The following is a 17,766-nucleotide window of genomic DNA, read 5'->3' as shown; positions in this document are numbered from 1 at the left end:
TAGATTTTTAGTGTGACACTTGCGTAAGTCCTAATATAGTCTCCAAATTCCCTATATTCTCAGACAATTCTGAAAGTTTCCATTCAATTGATATCCCCAGCGAGTGGGGATTAGGTAGTCAAATGCAGTTATCTTTAACTGCCATAACAGAAAGTTTCCATTCAATTAATATCCCCAGCGAGTGGGGATAACAACAAAGAAGCTATTGAGTTTGAATTTGTCGTAGGGCAAATGTTTCCATTCAATTAATATCCCCAGCGAGTGGGGATCATGGAATGTGTATCTCTCTGGAATTGTATTGGTATGGGAGTTTCCATTCAATTAATATCCCCAGCGAGTGGGGATGTTAAAACATAAAACACAAGCGACCAAAAAAAATGCTAACGTTTCCATTCAATTAATATCCCCAGCGAGTGGGGATTATTGAGAGACAAATGGAATATAAACAATTATCAATCCGTTTCCATTCAATTAATATCCCCAGCGAGTGGGGATCTCAAGCCCCTGGAAAAGCCAGAATGGCAATTAGTCGGCAACAAGTTTCCATTCAATTAATATCCCCAGCGAGTGGGGATCTTGCTCAAGAGACTTAACCGTAGCTTCTAAGTTTTCCTGTTTCCATTCAATTAATATCCCCAGCGAGTGGGGATGGTATTGCAAATCTGCTACTTGTTAAGCCACAGAGTTCGTTTCCATTCAATTAATATCCCCAGCGAGTGGGGATGTCTGAACCAGAAAAGTCTGAACCAGAAAAGTCTGGTTTCCATTCAATTAATATCCCCAGCGAGTGGGGATTTTTTTTGGCAATAGTGATAGTTTCCTGGTTGTCCAAGAAAGTTTCCATTCAATTAATATCCCCAGCGAGTGGGGATGGTAGAACAGATGACGCAGACACACAGCAGAAAAGAGGTTTCCATTCAATTAATATCCCCAGCGAGTGGGGATATTTTAGGGAAGGTCAAGCTGAACAAGTTTTAGATGGTTTCCATTCAATTAATATCCCCAGCGAGTGGGGATTCAAAACTTTAAACCAGTCCCCTATCTTTATATAAGGTTATAAAAGTTTCCATTCAATTAATATCCCCAGCGAGTGGGGATGTAAACACTACTGGTGTCTATAAAGCAAAACTTTATAGGTTTAATAACCATTCGAGTTTCCATTCAATTAATATCCCCAGCGAGTGGGGATAATTCGTAGAACTCTTGTCTAGCAAGCCATTAAGCTGGTGTTTCCATTCAATTAATATCCCCAGCGAGTGGGGATAGTTAGATTTTAACCCCTTACTGTGCAAGGAGTCTAGAACCACTTTCCGAAGGTCAGCAAAAACCACCGCCAACCAGCCCACAAAACGACTATTAAAAACCGCGTAACCCTTGTCCAGTAAGCAACCGAAGTTCACAACCATAAAATCAACACCTCAGCCATTTTCCTTGACCTTCGTATTTTTACCTTATTTTGTTTTGTCTACACTCTGTTTACAGTTGTCTACGTATTTAATATGATAAGTTGTGTAGATTTTGTAGACAGCGTAAACATTTAATTTACTCACAACTTGTCTATACTTGTAGACAAGTCGTAAACAAGCTGCTATACTAATATGTAGCCATTAAGTAAACAACTGTAGACGTTATGACTATTACTAACAATGTTCCTATCTCTTTTCGGTTAACAAATGATGAATTAAAATTACTGCAAGAACATCTAGAAGGGGGCGAAAGCTTGAATCTAACCGCTAAGAGGCTTTTATTAAATGCCTTGGGTGTAGATACAAAAAAGGCTGGTATACAAGTTGTAAACACTGTAAATATTAATCAGATTAAGGAATTGATAGAAACTACTGTACAGGACAAATTAACCGAGTTTACAACAGTAGACAATGTAGACACTATTAAAAATCTGATAGCTGAATCATTGGCAGATGGGGGAATTGGGGAGGCTATTGCCACGTCCTACGCGGACATGATGGGGAACTTTAACGGTTTGCTTGAGGAGCTACAAGATCTAAAATCCCAGTTACAGGAATTACAGTCAATTCCTCCCGCTGCTGTTCCCTCGCGCTAACAAAATCCCCCTCGACTTTTTATATAGTCGAGGAGTGGATAATTTTCAGGTAACACAGCTTAGTTTTTTGGGTACACAATGTGGTGAGCGTGGTACAAAACATTCTTGGTGACAACCCCGACAGGTTTATTGTTGAGTATGGACAGTTTTTACGGTTGTATTGTCGCAGTTTGTCGGGGTATGACTAACATTATGAATGTAGGATCTTGACACTCTCCGGTCTTAAGACGCGGAGATTCTATAGAGAGTTTCAGTCTATATCCCTCAGTTATCCCAGTTTCAGGCACTGCCTTAAATATTTGGGTTCTTGCCCTGATTTCGTTGGACCTGGCGGGCGAAATCATATCTGACAAGCGTAACTTTCCGAGAGTCCCTCGGTAGCTTTTTACGTCTTTAGTGACAATATAGTTGTATCAAGAATATGGATTAAAATCAATGCAGGATAAAGGAAAGCAACTAGCTTTCATCCCTTGTCTAAAGCACAGATTTAGCTGACTTAGGAAGCTACATCTTCAAGGGTTTTCGGCATTTCCCTTATAATAGCGGGTACGATAATCTATAGCTTGAGCTAAGACTTTTTTCGTTGATGCAAACTCTCGTAATTGTCCGACATGATTTTCATTGTATTGGAATAAAGCTGTGAAATCAGCCAGGCGAGAGACTTGTTGGATGTTTTGAGAGATAAAGATAATTGTCAATTCAGAACGCAAACACTCAATGAGTTCTTCAATTTTTGTGGTACTTATGGGATCAAGTCCACTGCAAAGCTCATCCATGAGAATAACTTGGGGTTTTACAGCTAAAGCGCGGGCAATACACAGTCTTTGTTGTTGACCACAAGATAGTTCTAAAGCAGGTTTATATAGCTTGTTTTTGACCTCTTCCCAAATATCCGCAGATTTAAGAGCTAACTCCACAACTTCATCTAATTCTGGTTTTGGTCGCCAACCAACTAATTTAATCCCGTAAGCAACGTTATCATAGATACTCATGGGAAAAAGATTAGGTTTAGAATAAATTGTACTAATTTGACGACGGAGACGATTGAGATTAATCCGTCTCTCATAAATATTTTGCCCAAAAAACTCTATTTTCCCTTCTGTGTGGACTTCTCCCTCCAAATCGCTCATGCGGTTGAGAGACTTTAAAAAAGTAGACTTCCCACAGCCACTAGGTCCCATAATAGCAATAATTTTATTTTGGGGAATATCCATTAACAGACTTTCCAGGATTTTTTGCTTGCTGTAGTAAAAACTAAAGTTTTTTACACTAATGGCCGGAATTATTTTACTCATATTAGTCAAGGAGTCAGGAGTCAGGAGTCAAGGAGGAAGAAGAAGGAAGAAGGGAGAATAACAGGAAGGAAGAAAAAGAAGAAGAAGGAAGAATAAGAAGAAGAAATAAATAAATAAATAAATAAATAAATAAATAAATAAATAAAGAGTCAGTGAATCAGAATACTTGAAGAGCTTGATATTTGCCTTTGGCACTCCCCGGTCTAAAGACGCGGGGATTCTACATTCACAGACTCACCGTTAGACGACAGGTTGACACCAATCGCCCAAGAGGGCAAATCTCCTGTAGCGTAAGTTCCCGTATGCCCTACGGTACTTAATCCTAATGTTAGGATGTTAATACTGGCGTTAATATCCCTATCTTCAACAAACCCACAATGATGACAAACATGAGTTCTAGTCGCTAGAGATTTTTGGACTTTTTGACCACAATTAGAGCAATTTTGGCTTGTATTATGAGGAGAAACAGCAACCGTCACCTTCCCATATTTATGTCCAAAATATTCTAACCATTGCCGAAAAGTTGACCAGCCAGCATCAGAAATTGACTTAGCTAAATGTCGGTTTTTTACCATGCCTTTCACATTCAAGTCTTCATAGGCTACCAAATCGTTAGATTGGATCACGGAATATGCTAATCTCTTGCAGTATTCTTTTCGTTGCCTACTTACTCTTAAATGTTTACGGGCATACCTATTTTTAGCTTTTAAATAGTTTTTTGATTGTGGTTGTTTAGCTTTTTTCTTATCTCTACTAAACTTCTTGGATTTTTGGCGATTAGCTCGATTTAATTGTTTTTCTGACTTCCGGTAAAATTTAGGAGATGGTTCTACATTGCCATGAGAATCAGCAATGAAGTAGTTTAATCCCAAATCTAATCCTACTACTTGATGAGTTGGTTGTATTTCAACTCGAATATTTACATCAATTGCAAATTGAGCATAATACCCATCGGCCCGACGTACTAAACGCACTCGTTTGATTTGCTTGATATCGTAGTAGTTCAAGTCATAAGTACCTTTTAGTTTCAGAGTACCTATTCCTTTTTTGTCAGAAAAAGTAATTGCTTTCCTAGTTTCAGATAATTTCCATCCGCTAACTTTATATTCAACTGAGCGGCAATTCTTTTTGAATTTTGGAAACCCTTTTTTACCTTTAACCTTCTTCTTGCAATTGTCGTAAAACCGAGCTATTGCACTCCAAGAACGTTCCGCAGCAGATTGTCTAGCCATTGAGTTAAGTTCATCAGCAAAAGGAAATTCAGATGCTAAAATCGCGCAATATTTATTGAGATCATATCGTCCAACACCTTTGTTATCCATCCAGTAACGTAAACATTTATTGTGGATGAATTGGCTGGTACGAATAGCCTCGTCTATTGCGCGGTATTGCTTGTCTTTTCCTTTGACTTTGAACTCGTAAATTATCATGGTGACGACCTAACAACCATATTATTATGTTAGGGTAATTTACATAATCTGTCAAGGAAAATAATCTTTCACTGGAGGAAGACAGCCTCTGTCTGACTTTCATCCCTTACCTAAAGGACGGCTAAGTTTTTCCGCCAAGCTCCAAAACTTAACCTCAAGGGTTTTCAGTCTAGTCTCTTATAAAGGTAAACTCACCATGCTACAGCGTTTTATTTTCATCATTACCACTATTATTGTGTGGCATTTGTGTATTTTTGGCACACTTGCTCAGGAAAAAAAAATTGAAGATTTAGATAAGTTTCCTCCCAATCCCCTAGAAATAACTTTACCTGATCCACTATTACCAAATTTACCAGATAAACGCCAATTAACATTAACAGAATTGCAAAAATTAAAGACGGATTTAGATGTGCTAAATCAAGAGGCACAGGTGACACTACAAGGAGGAGACAGAAAGAAAGCCTTTGAGGTTTGGAATCGTGAACTACGATTAAGACGTTATTTAGGTACATTGGCTGAGATAGAAGCGTTATCACGGGTGGGAGAAATCGCCTGGAATCAAAATGAACGGGACGAGGTGCGATATATTAGTCAGCGATTACAAGTAATTCAAAAGGAGATAGGAAAACAAAAAAGTACAGATTTACAATTATGGCAACTCCTGGGTAAAGCTTATCAAAAAATCCGTCTTCCTAAATTGGGAATATTGGCTTATGAACAGGTTTTAATCTTAGTTAAACAACGACAAGATTCAGTGGGAGAAATAGAGACTTTAAGGAATATTGGAGAATTATATTTAAGTTGGTTTGATTATGACCAAGCTGCCAATACTTACCAAAAACTATTAAATTTGGCAGTTAATCAGGGTGATAAAACTAATGAATTGGAATATTTACAACAGTTAGCTTATATCTATGGGCGAGGAAAACAACCCCAAGCAGCAATAGATATATTAAATAAATTAGTCCAAGTTTATACTCGTGACCAAAATCTCGGTGAAATTCCCGCTTTAAAATTAGCCATAGCGGCAAATTATGAATCTCTAGCCCAAAAAAATCCCACACTAAAACAACAGGCTTTCGATAATTATCAATCAGCTTATACTACGGCATGGCAATTAGAGCAATACGCTAGGGCTGGAGAGGCACTAGAGAAATTAATTGCTTTTTATCGTTCCCAAAAACAAGTAGATGCAGCCTTACAAACTAGTGCAATTCTCCTGGAAACACAAACATTAGCTAACAATTTTTATGGTTTAATGTCAGCCTATGACCAAATTGGCAACTTATATAGAGAACGAAGAGAATATGCCCAAGCATTAACAGCATTTCAGAAGGGATTAGCAATAGCACAACAACTTAAATATCAGGAATCATACTTTACTCAACAAATTGAAAAGTTAAAAACCGAGGTAAAAATGTAAAAACTATCTAGATAAATAAAAAAGTCCGCGCAAGCGGACTCTAGATATTGGATAAGGTTAAGTTGTCACCAAGAGAGCCTACAAGATGTTAGACTTATTTGTATTTTTACGAATTAATTTAAGATAATCAAGTGGTTTGATCTAAGAGTTAGGACATAATTTCTATATTTATGTCTGAGAAAAAGGGGATTTATTGATGATGATTGCTACAGATGAATGTCTCCCGTTATTTGAAGAGGTGGTAAATCTGGGAAATTGCGGACATAACTCAGATTGTTTTGTCTAGGATTTTCTCATAAGTAGGGGTAGCGCCCCAGTGCTTACTCTGATTCATGGGGCAACCACAGGGGGTTTGCCCCTACTTTGCATTTAGGTTAGCGTTGCTACCGTATAGCCTATGGGGCAACCACAGGGGGTTTGCCCCTACTTTGCATTTAGGTTAGCGTTGCTACCGTATAGCCTATGGGGCAACCACAGGGGGTTTGCCCCTACTTTGCATTTAGGTTAGCGTTGCTACCGTATAGCCTATGGGGCAACCACAGGGGGTTTGCCCCTACTTTGCATTTAGGTTAGCGTTGCTACCGTATAGCCTATGGGGCAACCACAGGGGGTTTGCCCCTACTTTGCATTTAGGTTAGCGTTGCTACCGTATAGCCTATGGGGCAACCACAGGGGGTTTGCCCCTACTTTAATTTGTGGGTTAGTTTAGTTTCAATCCTTCTTTCAGGGATGGAAACTCGCTCTGGTTCAGGATATGTGTACACCGTAAGCTCTTCGAGAGGGGAATAAGAAGTTTTTCATGTGTCCTGGTGTACGCAGTTTATGATCCCTACTTAAAACCCGTTAGGTTCATGCTAGGCGTTCTATATTAAAGATATTCAAAAGATTAAAAAGTTATTTGATTGCCCATGATTTGGCCATTTAAACCCAACTTTCGGAAACAAATTGCACGGATTGAAGTTAGCGGTGCGATCGCTGGTTCTACCCGTAAGCACGTCCTAGAAGCATTGAAAACCGTAGAGGAAAGTAAATTTCCCGCTTTACTGCTACGCATTGATAGTCCTGGGGGTACAGTGGGTGATTCTCAAGAAATCTACAGTGCCCTGAAGAGATTAGCCAAAAAAATCAAGATTGTTGCTAGTTTTGGGAATATTTCCGCTTCTGGAGGCGTTTATATTGGTATGGGGGCAGAACATATCATGGCGAACCCAGGCACGATTACAGGCAGTATTGGGGTAATTCTGCGAGGGAATAATCTAGAGGTGCTATTGGAAAAAATTGGTGTTTCCTTTAAGGTCATTAAGTCAGGACCGTACAAAGACATATTAGCTTTTGATCGGGAATTAACAGAACCGGAACAAACTATTCTGCAAGACTTGATTGATTGCAGCTATCAACAATTTGTGGAAACGGTGGCTGATGCTCGTTCATTAACTGTGGAGAGGGTCAAAAGTTTCGCTGACGGCCGAATTTTTACCGGACAGCAAGCCTTAGAATTAGGTGTTGTAGACCGCTTAGGAACAGAAGAGGATGCAAGACAATGGACAGCGGAGTTAGTAGGACTTGATCCTGAGAAAACTCTTTGCTATACGCTAGAAGAACGGAAACCATTTTTGAGTCGTGTTCTGCCGGGAAGTCGTCAAGCTAAATCGGTTATTGGTGGGGGGATTGATTGGCTAGAATTTGAAATGTCTACGAGTGGTTTACCCATGTGGTTATATCGTCCATAGAAAGTCATAGGGAACAGGGAACAGGGAACAGGGAACAGGGAAGAATTATTACAACTGACAACTGACAAATACAAAAGGAGGATTTTGGTAGTGGAATGGCAAATGCGAGCAATTCGGGGTGCAACAACTGTTGCAGAAAATAGTGTCGAAGCAATTCGAGATTCAGTGACAGAATTATTAGATGAATTGGAGCAAAGAAATAAACTCCAACCGGACGATATGATTAGTGTGACTTTTTCTGTCACCAAGGATTTGGATGCTATTTTTCCAGCAGCGATCGCCCGCAGTCGTCCTTTGTGGGATAGTGTAGCTATGTTAGATGTCCAACAAATGCACGTTGAAGGAAGTTTACCGCGCTGTATTCGCTTTCTAATTCACGCTAATTTACCAACTTCTACACCAATTCACCATGTTTATTTACGTCACGCTGCTAAATTGCGTCCCGATTGGAGTTTACCCCAAACGTTACAAACTTCACAGCAGGTAGTGGAGACGAAAGTTTAAAATTAGCTGGTCAATAACATAAGTAAAAGTTAGCGCTAAATGAGCTATTACAGTGGTGACGCGGCTGCTCAACCTACTACTATTGGTGGGAGTATTTTCACTCACCAGGGTACTGGTGTATGTGTAAAATTAGATGCTTTTTTGGATATTCTTGCCAAAGGTGAAGAGCCGCTTGTCATTGTCACCAGTGAAGGTTATTTTACGAAAATATATAAGTATGTGACAGCATATAAGGGTTTTGTGTTGTTCACAGAATCCTTAGATAAATTGGAATTTGGTAGCAATATTGAAGTGATTTATGCTCAGAGTTTAGGAACAAATATTTGATTGTGTGAACTAAGTAGTCGGACAAAGGGAGCAGGGAACAGGGAACAGGGAAAAGATTTGAGACTATTCCTACTTTGTTTTAATTCTTTCTCCTGACTCCTGACTCCTGACTCCTGACTCCTGACTCCTGACTACTCACAGTTTGGACCTTATTCAGATGCTAATAACTCCCGAATGACGCGAGTTACGGCTTTCTGGGTGACACGAGTGGCAATTTGTTGACTTAAAAGTTGGACTCCTGGATTAACAATAATTTGGGCTAATTGAGGAGCAAATTTTGTAGCATCAAAGCCTTTAGTGTCTCGTAAAATTCCCGCAATGCGTTTAATATATTCTAAGGTTTGTTGTTGTTCAACTGAGGCTGAAGGAATTTGATGAACTGCGGTAATGCCTACCTTTTCTCGAAGAACATAAGTGAAGTTGTGTAAGGCATTTTTACTGACAGCATCTATACTGTTGAAAAATTCATCAACTAATCTGTCACGAATAAATGCACCTCGGTCAGAGGAAAGAAATTCTACTCCTTGATTAATGACCAAGTTCAGATCATATTCTTGGTTACTGCGGGCATTTTTCAACAAGTTTTCTAAACGATTCCAGCGAAATTTACCATCTTTAAACAGTAATTCTTGTAATGATGTTCTTAACTCGTTTGCGGGATCTGTTAACAGCCTTTTAGCAACATAAGGATAGGCTTCACTGAGAACTTTGAAATCGGGATCTATATAAATTGCAATTCCTTCCAAAGTCACAAGCGAACGAATAATTAAAGCGTAATATGGGGGAACTCGGAAAGGATATTCATACATTAAAGCCGATAAATCATCGGTGATGCTTTTAATATTCAAGTCCGCGACACTTGCACCTTGGGCGTTAGCAAATACCTTGGCAAAAGCTGGAACAATGGGAGTTAGGTCTGTTTCGGGAGTGAGAAATTCTAACTTTACATAGTCCTTTGCTAAACTATCAAATTCCCGATTAACGACGTGGACAATTGCTTCAATTAAACCATAACGTTGGGCTGGTTTCACTTCGCTCATCATGCCAAAATCGAGATAAGCTAATTTACCATCCATTGTCGCTAACAAGTTACCTGGGTGGGGGTCAGCGTGGAAAAATCCATGTTCTAATAATTGACGCAAAGAACATTGAACTCCAACTTCAATTAAATACCGGGCATTAATTCCTAAAGCCGCAATTTTTTCGGGTTGAGTTAATTTGATGCCGTTAATCCACTCCATCGTTAAAACGCGACGGTTGGTGTATTCCCAGTAAATTTTTGGTACATAAATATCCTTCATGTGACCATATAATTCAAAAAAGCGTTCTGCATTTTCGCCTTCATGAATATAGTCCATTTCTTCAAAAATGCGATCGCCTAACTCATCCAAAATTCCGACTAAATCACTACGGACCCGCTTGAAATTCCGCTGTACCCAAGCAGCCAGTTTCCGCAAGATATACAAATCTATTGTAATTCGTTCCCGTAAATCTGGACGTTGGACTTTAATCGCTACTTCTTCCCCAGTTTTCAATCTTCCTTTATATACTTGTCCCAAGGAAGCCGCCGCAATCGGTTGTGACGACAATTCTGCATAAATTTCTGACGGTGTTGCTCCCAATTCTTCCTTAATAAATTGGTAAGCTATTTCATTAGGAAAAGCTGGTAATTGATCTTGGAGTCTAGTTAATTCTTCTAAGTAAATTGGTGGGACTAAATCTGGTCTAGTGGACAAAGCTTGACCAATTTTAATGTAAGCCGGTCCTAACTTTGTTAATAACTCTCTAAGTTGAACAGCGCGACGACGTTCATTTTTAACCAAAATTCCCCATTGCTTATCCCACCATAACCCAAAGACAAAGGCAAGAATTGGTTTTAAAACCGTCAGAATCCGCTGGACAACTTGCAGGAATCGTCCACTATACTGTGCTGCTATTTCCATAGGATCATACAGCACCGACTCCGGTTCAGATCCTGTCCTCACTCTGTGCCTTGGCTGTTGAGAAGCCTGCGCCGATTTGATTACTACCGTCTGTGTACTTTGTTCTGTTACTACCTCAATCACGGACAATTCGCCTCCGCGACTGTCCTCCTGACTTGTTCGAGAACTAGGGGGAAGTGTCTTAACCATCATGAAGAAGCCACCAGTTAAATCAACGTTGTTAAATATTGTAACAATATCTTGTCTTTTCAGGATATGTTTAAAAATTAATGGGAGTCGGGAGTCAGGAGTCAGGAGTCAGGAGGAAGAAGGAAGAAGGAAGAAGGAAAAAGGAAGAAGGAAAAAGGAAGAAGGAAAAAGGAAGAAGGAAAAAGGAAGAAGGAAGAAGGAGTCAGAATGAACTTTGTGCGAGTGGTGGATGAATAACCGGGTTTAAGAACCCCATCACATCTACGATTCGGTGAATTTTTCTTCAACAACAATACCTGGCGTTGCTGAATTGAGGTATGAAATTCCCAAATTGAATCTTTATAGGATTTACGCATTGACAAGATTCCCCAAATATGTAACGTAAATTTTATCCCTTGTAGGGTGCGTCAGACACGATATTTTGACAAAAAAACAGATTCCCTCTATCTGACGCACCCTACTCAATAAGTTATTCCCAAAGCCGAAAACGACGCAATTTCGTTCATTCATATCATGGTAAATTAGTGAGCGTGCGTAAGTCCTACTTTAAAACTCAAACCTCAGTGCGTCTTTGCGCCTTTGCGTGAGACTAAAATTCATACCCTTAATCAGCAACGCCCAATACCTTTGCCAAATTGCAAAAAGCGTTAGCGTTGCGAAGTATTGATTAACAAACACATCTTATTTGTATTTCAATAAAAATAAATATGTTTAAATAAATTTAAGGATGTTCATGCAGAAACCAAGTATCACTCTTTAATAATGCACAAGCATGATCTTCAAGAGAAACACCAGGTAACATAATTGAAAATATTAATATAATAATTTTATACTAAAAATACAAATTTCCTGATAAAAAAATGATTAAACATCTGCAAGGAAAAATAGCATTAGTCACAGGTGCTACTAGAGGGATTGGCAAAGGAATTGCGATTGGATTAGGTGAAGCTGGTGCTACAGTCTATATTACAGGACGCACTCTTGAAGCTAATAATGACGGTCTTGGTGGGAGTTTACGAGAAACTGAAACCGCCGTTAGAGAAGCTGGTGGGGTTTGTATTTCTGTGCGAGTTGATCATAGTGATGATGAGCAAATCCACCAACTTTTTGCCCAGATTGAGAGAGAACAAAATGGTAAATTGGATATTTTAGTTAATAATGTTTATGCAGGAGTACAAGCTATCAGAGAAGGTTTTGGTAAACCTTTTTGGGAGTTAGAACCGAGTTTTTGGGATGCTGCGAATCATGTCGGTTTACGAAGTCATTATGTGGCTAGTATCAGAAGTGTTGAATGTTAGGAAAAGATTAAAAAAAAGTACCATAATTTGATACAATCTAAAAAAATATAGATAAAGAATTATCAAATTATGCGCTTAAAGAATTTCCCAGAAGTGGTCAAAACAATATTGAAACCATTGCCCAAAAAAGATTATCCAGTTCTGGACACATTTTCATTTGTATCAGTGTGGTTACAGTATGTCATGGATAAAAGTATAGTGAGTATGAGAGATTTATTTCAAAGACTAAATAATCAAGGGATAGATTTAAAAATATCAAATTTTTCCAAGGCAAGTAAAAAGAGAGATACTCAAGTATTTTTGGAGATAATAACTGAATTAAACAATCAACTGAGAAAGAAAAAAGGAAAGGAAGAAACCCAAGCATTATTTCCTATAGATTCAACAATTATTACATTAACAAGTAAATTATTATGGAGTCAAGGATATCATCAAGTAAAACTATTTTGTGGGTTAGATAGTTTGACATCAGAAGTTGGTGGAATGGTGATTCATTTTGGGCAAGGACATGACCATAAATATGGACAAGAAACAGTAGAAGCAATTCCGTCAAAAGGAGTAGGGATAATGGATAGAGGATTTGCATCCTCCGAAAGAATATCTGAATTAAAACAACAAAAAAATAAAGCTTTTGTCTTAAGAATTAAAAATAATGTCACTTTAGAAATGCTAGAAAATGGTAATTGTAAAGTTGGCAAAGATGAAAGAGAAGTGGAAATTAGAGTAGTAGCATTTTGTGATATAGAAACTAAGAGTGAATTTCGTTTAGCAACAAACTTATTAAATGAAGGAGAAGAGCAAGTTAGTAATCAAGAGATTATGGAAATTTACATACAAAGATGGCAAATTGAATTGTTATGGAAATTCTTAAAAATGCACCTCAAGTTAGACAGACTTATGACAAAGAATGAGAATGGAATTAGAATTCAGATAATGTGCTGTTTAATCGCTTATTTGATATTGCAACTAATAGAAATACCGCAAGAATTTGGCAAAACTTTATTAGATAAACTCCGTTATCTTCAGTCCTATATGTGTCAGGAAATAAGTTATGTTCATTGGTTTAGAAAACTTATTTGGATAAGATGAAAAATAGCACTTATAGGCTAAGTTTATTTCAATATGTAAAGTTTTATTACGCTATTCAACATTTCTGGGCTAGTATTTATGCTGCCAGAATGATGATAAAGCGGAAAGAGGGAATTATTTTTACTATTTCTTCTTGGGGCGGAATGTCTTATATTTTTAGTGTTCCTTATGGTGTGGGGAAAAGTTCTTGTGATAGATTAGCAGCAGATATGGCCAAAGAATTGAAAGAATATAATGTGACTTCTGTAGCTATTTATCCGGGGATTGTCGGTACAGAACAGATTACCAGTTTTGCTCAAGAACAGAGTTTAGAACATGGGACATCTTCATCATTTGGTGATGGTTATAATTGGGAAACACCGTTATTCACTGGGAGAGCGATCGCTAGTTTAGCTGGTGATGCTAATATTATTAAATATACAGGTAAAATCCAAATTGTCGCTGAAGTCGCCAAGAGATATGGATTTGTAGATGAAAATGGTAATCGTTCTGTATCTTTACGTTCTTTAAGGTTTATTTTACTAAGGGGAATACCTTTTTTAAGAAATTACGCTGGGTTAATTCCTGATTTAACAATTCCTTGGTTAGTGATTTTATTTTTTAGTAAATTTGGTTAAATAAAACTCTGGGAGATCACCCTAAACTTGATGCTGGATTAAATAACCGTCCTCCATGTTAATAATCCTATCGGCAATATCTAAAATGCGGTTATCATGGGTAACAATTAAAATTGAACAATCTTGTTCTTTTGCTAATTGCTGCATTAAATTCACCACATCTCGTCCTGATTTACTATCTAAAGCAGCCGTAGGTTCATCAGCCAATACTAACTTAGGATGACTCACTAAAGCGCGAGCGATCGCCACTCGTTGCTTCTGTCCCCCAGAAAGATCAGAAGGATAATAATTAATTCTATCCCCCAATTTCACAGCATTAAGCATGGCTTCGGACTGAACATAGGATTCCCATTGCGAAATATTCGATTGCAATTCTAAAGACATTTGCACATTTTGCATAGCAGTTAGAAAATCTAGTAAATTATGAGCTTGAAAAATATAACCAATTTGCCTACGTATTTGGACTAATTCTTCATTACTAGCATTTAATAATTCTTGTCCATTAAATTTTAAACTTCCCTCTTGGACAGAACGCAGACCACCAATTAATGTTAATAGAGTAGTTTTTCCTGAACCAGAAGGTCCAGTCATAATTACAATTTCTCCAGATTTGATCGTCAAATTAATATCAAACAAAGTTTGAATCTGTAATTTACCATGACCAAAGTAATGATTAAGCTTGGTGATTTCCAAAATATTAGCAGCAGGTAAATATTGCATAAGTAGTTAATTAAAAATTTCTGCTGGATCTACCTTACGTAATTTATTAGTAGAAAAGAAACCAGAAGTTAAGCACATAACAATCACAGATGTAAATACTAATATACCCTTATTTATATCCATCACAATAGGTAATTTAGTTGCATCTTTGGCAATATCATAGAGTCCTAAAGAGATAGCAAAACCGGGAATGTAACCCAAGACAGCTAAAATTACAGCTTGCTGAAAGACAACATTCAAAAGATATTTATTTCTAAATCCCATGGCTTTGAGTGTAGCAAACTGGACAAAATGGGTTGATATATTACTATAAAGAATTTGATAAACAACAATTACACCAACAACAAAACCCATCGTTACCATCAAATTAAACACAAATCCAATCGGTGTTCTTAATGTCCAATAGCTTTTTTCAAAATCAATAAATTCTTGGCGCGTCATTACCATGATATCATTTGGTAAACTAGCGGATAAAGTCGCTAAGATCCTTTGAGGACTAACATGAGGTTGCAGATGAATTGAGCCTATATCTACTTGATTTGGTCTGTGTTCTGGAAAGATTTTAAAAAAAGTAGAAGAACTGACTATTAAATTACCATCCACACCAAAAGAAGGACCAAGAGTAAATAAACCACTGACTTTAACTTTGTAACCAACAGTTCCTAAATAACTAAATATTTCCATACTGATAGGTTTATTTTTCTGAAAATATTCAGCAATTGGTCCAAATTCTGGACGTGCCGCTCGGTCGAAAAATACTTGATCAGGAATTTTGAGTAATTGAAAATCTTGATCTATTTCCGGTAATCTAAATATGGATTTAACCGGATCGAATCCCAGGACATAAATAGGATATTTGCGACCATTGATAGGATTTTTAAGTTTAGCAAATTGGACATATAACGGTTCAACTGATGCAATTCCATTAAAACCTAATATCTGATATAAACGACTGCGAGGAAAACTTTGAGTAGAAGTCAAAGATTTATATTGGGAGCTAACTAAAAACAAATCACCTCGAAGATGTTTATGTACTTGAGTCGCACTAGCATAAAGAGCATCTTGAAACCCAATTTGCATAAACATCAAAACAGAAATAAAAGCAATACCCGCTAATGCTACAAGAAAGCGTACTTTTTGCTTTACCAATTGTAGCCAAGCTAAAGGTATATTTAAAATCATATTTTCTCCTATTTTCTATATAATCATAGGATTTCCAAATACGTCTTAGTCATTATCCCCATCAAATTAAGCAGACAAATTACAATTTAGACTTATATCTTAATAAGTACCTGAACTTGTAAATTAGTTAAACTAGAAACTCGTTGATTATCTGCTAATTGATCAATGCGGATTTTTACATCAACTATTTTATTATCTGTATCTGAACCAGGATTAGTATTAAAGATATTTTGTCTACCAACTTGTAAACCAATATCTGTAACTGTCCCTTTTAATTTTCCTGTAAAAGCCTCACCGGTGATAGTTACTGATTGACCTAGACGAACTTTTTTAATATCAGTTTCATAAACTTCTGCAACCACATACATTTGTTGAGTTTGTCCCAATTCTAATATCCCTTTATTGGCAATTATTTCTCCTGGCCAAGTATTAATTTTGAGAACTTGTCCATTAATAGGTGAACGAATAGCACTTAAATCTAACTCCGCCTGAGCTTGTTGAACAGATGCGATCGCACTTTTTACATTTGCTTGAGCTAGTTGCACATCTGTAGGACGAACTTCTGCAATACTATTCAATCTAGCTTCAGATTCACTTAACTGTTTTTGCAAAGTTTCTACAGTCCTTTTTAGATTAGCATTAGCTTCATTAAGTTGTTCTTGCACAGTATCCCTGCGTAGTCTTCTCGTATCTGCATCAGAAGCAGAAATAGCACCATCTTGATATAATTTCTGATATCGTTTATTTTCGGTTTCTGAATTTTTTAGTTCAGCTTCTAAACGAGCAATTGTGGCTTTTTGGCTAGAAATTGATCCCCGTAATTCCGCTTCTAAACGGGAAATTGTGGCTTTTTGCGCCGAAATATCACCTCTTTTTGCCCCTGCTTCTACTTGCTGAAGATTGGCTTGACTGACTTCTACTTGTCGTTTTGCTTTTTCTAAAGCTGCAAGATTAGGAATATAACTATCAAGAATTGCTACTACTTGTCCTTGACGAATTTTGTCTCCTTTTTTTACCAAAAGTTGATTAACTCTTATCCCTGTTTGAGAATTGGGTGCGGAGAGACGAATTACTTCTCCTTGGGGTTCTAAACGTCCTAAAGCAGCAACAGCAGTAATGGTAGGTGCAGAAATAGGAATAGTAGGAGATATTGTAGAAGTTGATTTAGAAGTTTTCTGAAAATATGAAAGGCTATAGATAGATATTAAACTGGTAGCTATAACTCCAGAACTTGCTAACATTATCGGCCACGAACTGACAGGTTTTATTAATGAGTGCTTTTCTTTGTGTACCATAATTTTGTCTTTTAAATTAGGAAATATGACAGTATTTCTGATTCTCAATAAGAACCAGAAAAGTCACTACACTTGATAACATCTCTTGACAACCTTATATATGATGCAATATCCAAAAAATACTATTGATCAAAAATTATTTACTCTGTTGATTAATTAACCATTACACAAAATATTTAAATGCTAAAATTTTGATAGGTAATGGGTAATTAGTTGCTGACTATTACCAATTACCAATATCAAAAGTTTATTTATTCAGCACGACCTCTTTCTCTTTTTTCTTCCGCATGATTGCCAGGTATTCACTCCGTGTTCCGTCTACTCGATAATGATCACAAATTTGACAAAGTTTGAGAAGATCCAAGCGACTGAATATTTTTTGATGCTCAATAGCGTTATCATTACGCCACCGCCAGAATGTTGTTCTATCAATTCGACGATTACTTTCAGGCCATCTTCTCCGTGACAGAAAATCTACTAATTCATCTTCATGAAATGAGTAACCTTTTGGTAATTTGAGGAGGTCTTCTCGTAACTCATTCAGCGGGATGAGTGGATCTAATTCAGATAGTCTCATGCCAGCAATTCCTTGTAGTTTTGTAATTCCAATATTGCAGAAGCCAAATAATGCAATAAAGTTTAATTGACTAATTTTACGCTCA

15 protein-coding genes, 1 pseudogene and 1 CRISPR repeat array are annotated in these 17,766 nt (G+C 37.4%); of the genes and pseudogenes, 9 read left to right on the top strand and 7 right to left on the bottom strand.

Features of this window, described 5'->3' with window-relative positions; genetic code table 11:
• Positions 1-75: 75 nt before the first annotated feature.
• Positions 76-1,264: direct repeats of the CRISPR family, unit length 36 nt; unit sequence GTTTCCATTCAATTAATATCCCCAGCGAGTGGGGAT.
• Between the two features lie 366 nt (positions 1,265-1,630).
• A complete protein-coding gene (locus CA730_RS18280) occupies positions 1,631-2,062 on the top strand; it encodes a hypothetical protein (RefSeq protein WP_096669457.1) in 432 nt (143 codons plus the stop codon).
• Positions 2,063-2,574: 512 nt separating this feature from the next.
• Here CA730_RS18280 and CA730_RS18275 read toward each other — a convergent pair.
• Together CA730_RS18275 and CA730_RS18270 are read right to left on the bottom strand one after the other, a co-directional pair.
• On the bottom strand, positions 2,575-3,357 hold the full coding sequence (locus CA730_RS18275; RefSeq protein ID WP_096669455.1) for an ATP-binding cassette domain-containing protein: 783 nt from the start codon (positions 3,355-3,357) through the stop codon (positions 2,575-2,577).
• A gap of 203 nt (positions 3,358-3,560) precedes the next feature.
• Positions 3,561-4,787, bottom strand: coding sequence for an RNA-guided endonuclease InsQ/TnpB family protein (locus tag CA730_RS18270; protein ID WP_096669453.1), 1,227 nt, complete (start codon positions 4,785-4,787; stop codon positions 3,561-3,563).
• Between the two features lie 196 nt (positions 4,788-4,983).
• On the opposite strand from CA730_RS18270, the gene CA730_RS18265 reads away from it, so the two are divergent.
• The 4 genes from CA730_RS18265 (at position 4,984) to CA730_RS18250 (ending at position 8,771) form a co-directional block, all read left to right on the top strand.
• Positions 4,984-6,210 (top strand): tetratricopeptide repeat protein, encoded by a 1,227-nt coding sequence (locus CA730_RS18265; protein ID WP_096669451.1) that lies wholly within the window; start codon positions 4,984-4,986, stop codon positions 6,208-6,210.
• 908 nt (positions 6,211-7,118) lie between these two features.
• The gene (gene sppA / locus CA730_RS18260; RefSeq protein WP_096669449.1) at positions 7,119-7,940 is read left to right on the top strand and encodes a signal peptide peptidase SppA; all 822 of its coding nucleotides are present in this window, start codon (positions 7,119-7,121) and stop codon (positions 7,938-7,940) included.
• Positions 7,941-8,030: 90 nt separating this feature from the next.
• Entirely contained in the window at positions 8,031-8,444 is a 414-nt protein-coding gene (aroH, locus tag CA730_RS18255; protein WP_096669447.1) for a chorismate mutase, read from the top strand.
• Between the two features lie 39 nt (positions 8,445-8,483).
• Positions 8,484-8,771: a hypothetical protein gene (locus CA730_RS18250; RefSeq protein ID WP_096669445.1), complete on the top strand. Its 288-nt coding sequence runs from the start codon at positions 8,484-8,486 to the stop codon at positions 8,769-8,771.
• Between the two features lie 149 nt (positions 8,772-8,920).
• On the opposite strand, the gene CA730_RS18245 is transcribed toward CA730_RS18250, so the two are convergent.
• Positions 8,921-10,906: an ABC1 kinase family protein gene (locus CA730_RS18245; protein WP_096669443.1), complete on the bottom strand. Its 1,986-nt coding sequence runs from the start codon at positions 10,904-10,906 to the stop codon at positions 8,921-8,923.
• Between CA730_RS18245 and CA730_RS24990 the strand changes: the two genes are divergently transcribed.
• The 4 genes and pseudogenes from CA730_RS24990 (at position 10,905) to CA730_RS18230 (ending at position 13,907) form a co-directional block, all read left to right on the top strand.
• Positions 10,905-11,114, top strand: a complete 210-nt coding sequence (locus CA730_RS24990; RefSeq protein WP_172891212.1) for a hypothetical protein — start codon at positions 10,905-10,907, stop codon at positions 11,112-11,114. The two genes, CA730_RS18245 and CA730_RS24990, sit on opposite strands and share 2 nt — an antisense overlap.
• A gap of 649 nt (positions 11,115-11,763) precedes the next feature.
• Positions 11,764-12,183: pseudogene (locus tag CA730_RS18240) on the top strand (SDR family NAD(P)-dependent oxidoreductase); the annotation flags it as partial.
• Positions 12,184-12,270: 87 nt separating this feature from the next.
• Positions 12,271-13,290, top strand: a complete 1,020-nt coding sequence (locus CA730_RS18235) for a transposase (protein WP_053537527.1) — start codon at positions 12,271-12,273, stop codon at positions 13,288-13,290.
• The gene (locus CA730_RS18230) at positions 13,287-13,907 is read left to right on the top strand and encodes an SDR family NAD(P)-dependent oxidoreductase (RefSeq protein ID WP_096669441.1); all 621 of its coding nucleotides are present in this window, start codon (positions 13,287-13,289) and stop codon (positions 13,905-13,907) included. Before CA730_RS18235 ends, CA730_RS18230 begins: the two co-directional genes overlap by 4 nt.
• A gap of 21 nt (positions 13,908-13,928) precedes the next feature.
• Here the strand turns inward: CA730_RS18230 and CA730_RS18225 are convergent, their stop codons facing one another.
• The 4 genes from CA730_RS18225 to CA730_RS18210 form a co-directional block, all read right to left on the bottom strand.
• Positions 13,929-14,627, bottom strand: coding sequence for a DevA family ABC transporter ATP-binding protein (locus tag CA730_RS18225; RefSeq protein ID WP_096669439.1), 699 nt, complete (start codon positions 14,625-14,627; stop codon positions 13,929-13,931).
• Between the two features lie 6 nt (positions 14,628-14,633).
• A complete protein-coding gene (devC, locus tag CA730_RS18220; RefSeq protein ID WP_096669437.1) occupies positions 14,634-15,809 on the bottom strand; it encodes an ABC transporter permease DevC in 1,176 nt (391 codons plus the stop codon).
• Positions 15,810-15,901: 92 nt separating this feature from the next.
• Positions 15,902-17,104: an ABC exporter membrane fusion protein gene (locus CA730_RS18215; protein WP_096669435.1), complete on the bottom strand. Its 1,203-nt coding sequence runs from the start codon at positions 17,102-17,104 to the stop codon at positions 15,902-15,904.
• 247 nt (positions 17,105-17,351) lie between these two features.
• The gene (locus CA730_RS18210; protein WP_027402676.1) at positions 17,352-17,681 is read right to left on the bottom strand and encodes a hypothetical protein; all 330 of its coding nucleotides are present in this window, start codon (positions 17,679-17,681) and stop codon (positions 17,352-17,354) included.
• Positions 17,682-17,766: the final 85 nt, after the last annotated feature.

The sequence above is a fragment of the Dolichospermum compactum NIES-806 genome, assembly GCF_002368115.1.
In the GTDB taxonomy this organism is placed as follows: Bacteria; Cyanobacteriota; Cyanobacteriia; order Cyanobacteriales; family Nostocaceae; genus Dolichospermum; species Dolichospermum compactum.
Note: the sequence above shows the minus strand (reverse complement) of the source record. Positions and strands in the feature narration are given on the sequence as shown.

What these genes read in the sequence shown, in the direction of transcription:
- CA730_RS18265 (WP_096669451.1), top strand. Translation starts at nt 4,984, where the DNA reads ATGCTACAGCGTTTTATTTTCATCATTACCACTATTATTGTGTGGCAT.
- CA730_RS18225 (WP_096669439.1), bottom strand. Translation starts at nt 14,627, where the DNA reads ATGCAATATTTACCTGCTGCTAATATTTTGGAAATCACCAAGCTTAAT.
- CA730_RS18245 (WP_096669443.1), bottom strand. Translation starts at nt 10,906, where the DNA reads ATGATGGTTAAGACACTTCCCCCTAGTTCTCGAACAAGTCAGGAGGAC.
- CA730_RS18275 (WP_096669455.1), bottom strand. Translation starts at nt 3,357, where the DNA reads ATGAGTAAAATAATTCCGGCCATTAGTGTAAAAAACTTTAGTTTTTAC.
- CA730_RS18230 (WP_096669441.1), top strand. Translation starts at nt 13,287, where the DNA reads ATGAAAAATAGCACTTATAGGCTAAGTTTATTTCAATATGTAAAGTTT.
- devC (WP_096669437.1), bottom strand. Translation starts at nt 15,809, where the DNA reads ATGATTTTAAATATACCTTTAGCTTGGCTACAATTGGTAAAGCAAAAA.
- CA730_RS18270 (WP_096669453.1), bottom strand. Translation starts at nt 4,787, where the DNA reads ATGATAATTTACGAGTTCAAAGTCAAAGGAAAAGACAAGCAATACCGC.
- CA730_RS24990 (WP_172891212.1), top strand. Translation starts at nt 10,905, where the DNA reads ATGAAGAAGCCACCAGTTAAATCAACGTTGTTAAATATTGTAACAATA.
- sppA (WP_096669449.1), top strand. Translation starts at nt 7,119, where the DNA reads ATGATTTGGCCATTTAAACCCAACTTTCGGAAACAAATTGCACGGATT.
- CA730_RS18235 (WP_053537527.1), top strand. Translation starts at nt 12,271, where the DNA reads ATGCGCTTAAAGAATTTCCCAGAAGTGGTCAAAACAATATTGAAACCA.
- CA730_RS18250 (WP_096669445.1), top strand. Translation starts at nt 8,484, where the DNA reads ATGAGCTATTACAGTGGTGACGCGGCTGCTCAACCTACTACTATTGGT.
- CA730_RS18210 (WP_027402676.1), bottom strand. Translation starts at nt 17,681, where the DNA reads ATGAGACTATCTGAATTAGATCCACTCATCCCGCTGAATGAGTTACGA.
- CA730_RS18215 (WP_096669435.1), bottom strand. Translation starts at nt 17,104, where the DNA reads ATGGTACACAAAGAAAAGCACTCATTAATAAAACCTGTCAGTTCGTGG.
- CA730_RS18280 (WP_096669457.1), top strand. Translation starts at nt 1,631, where the DNA reads ATGACTATTACTAACAATGTTCCTATCTCTTTTCGGTTAACAAATGAT.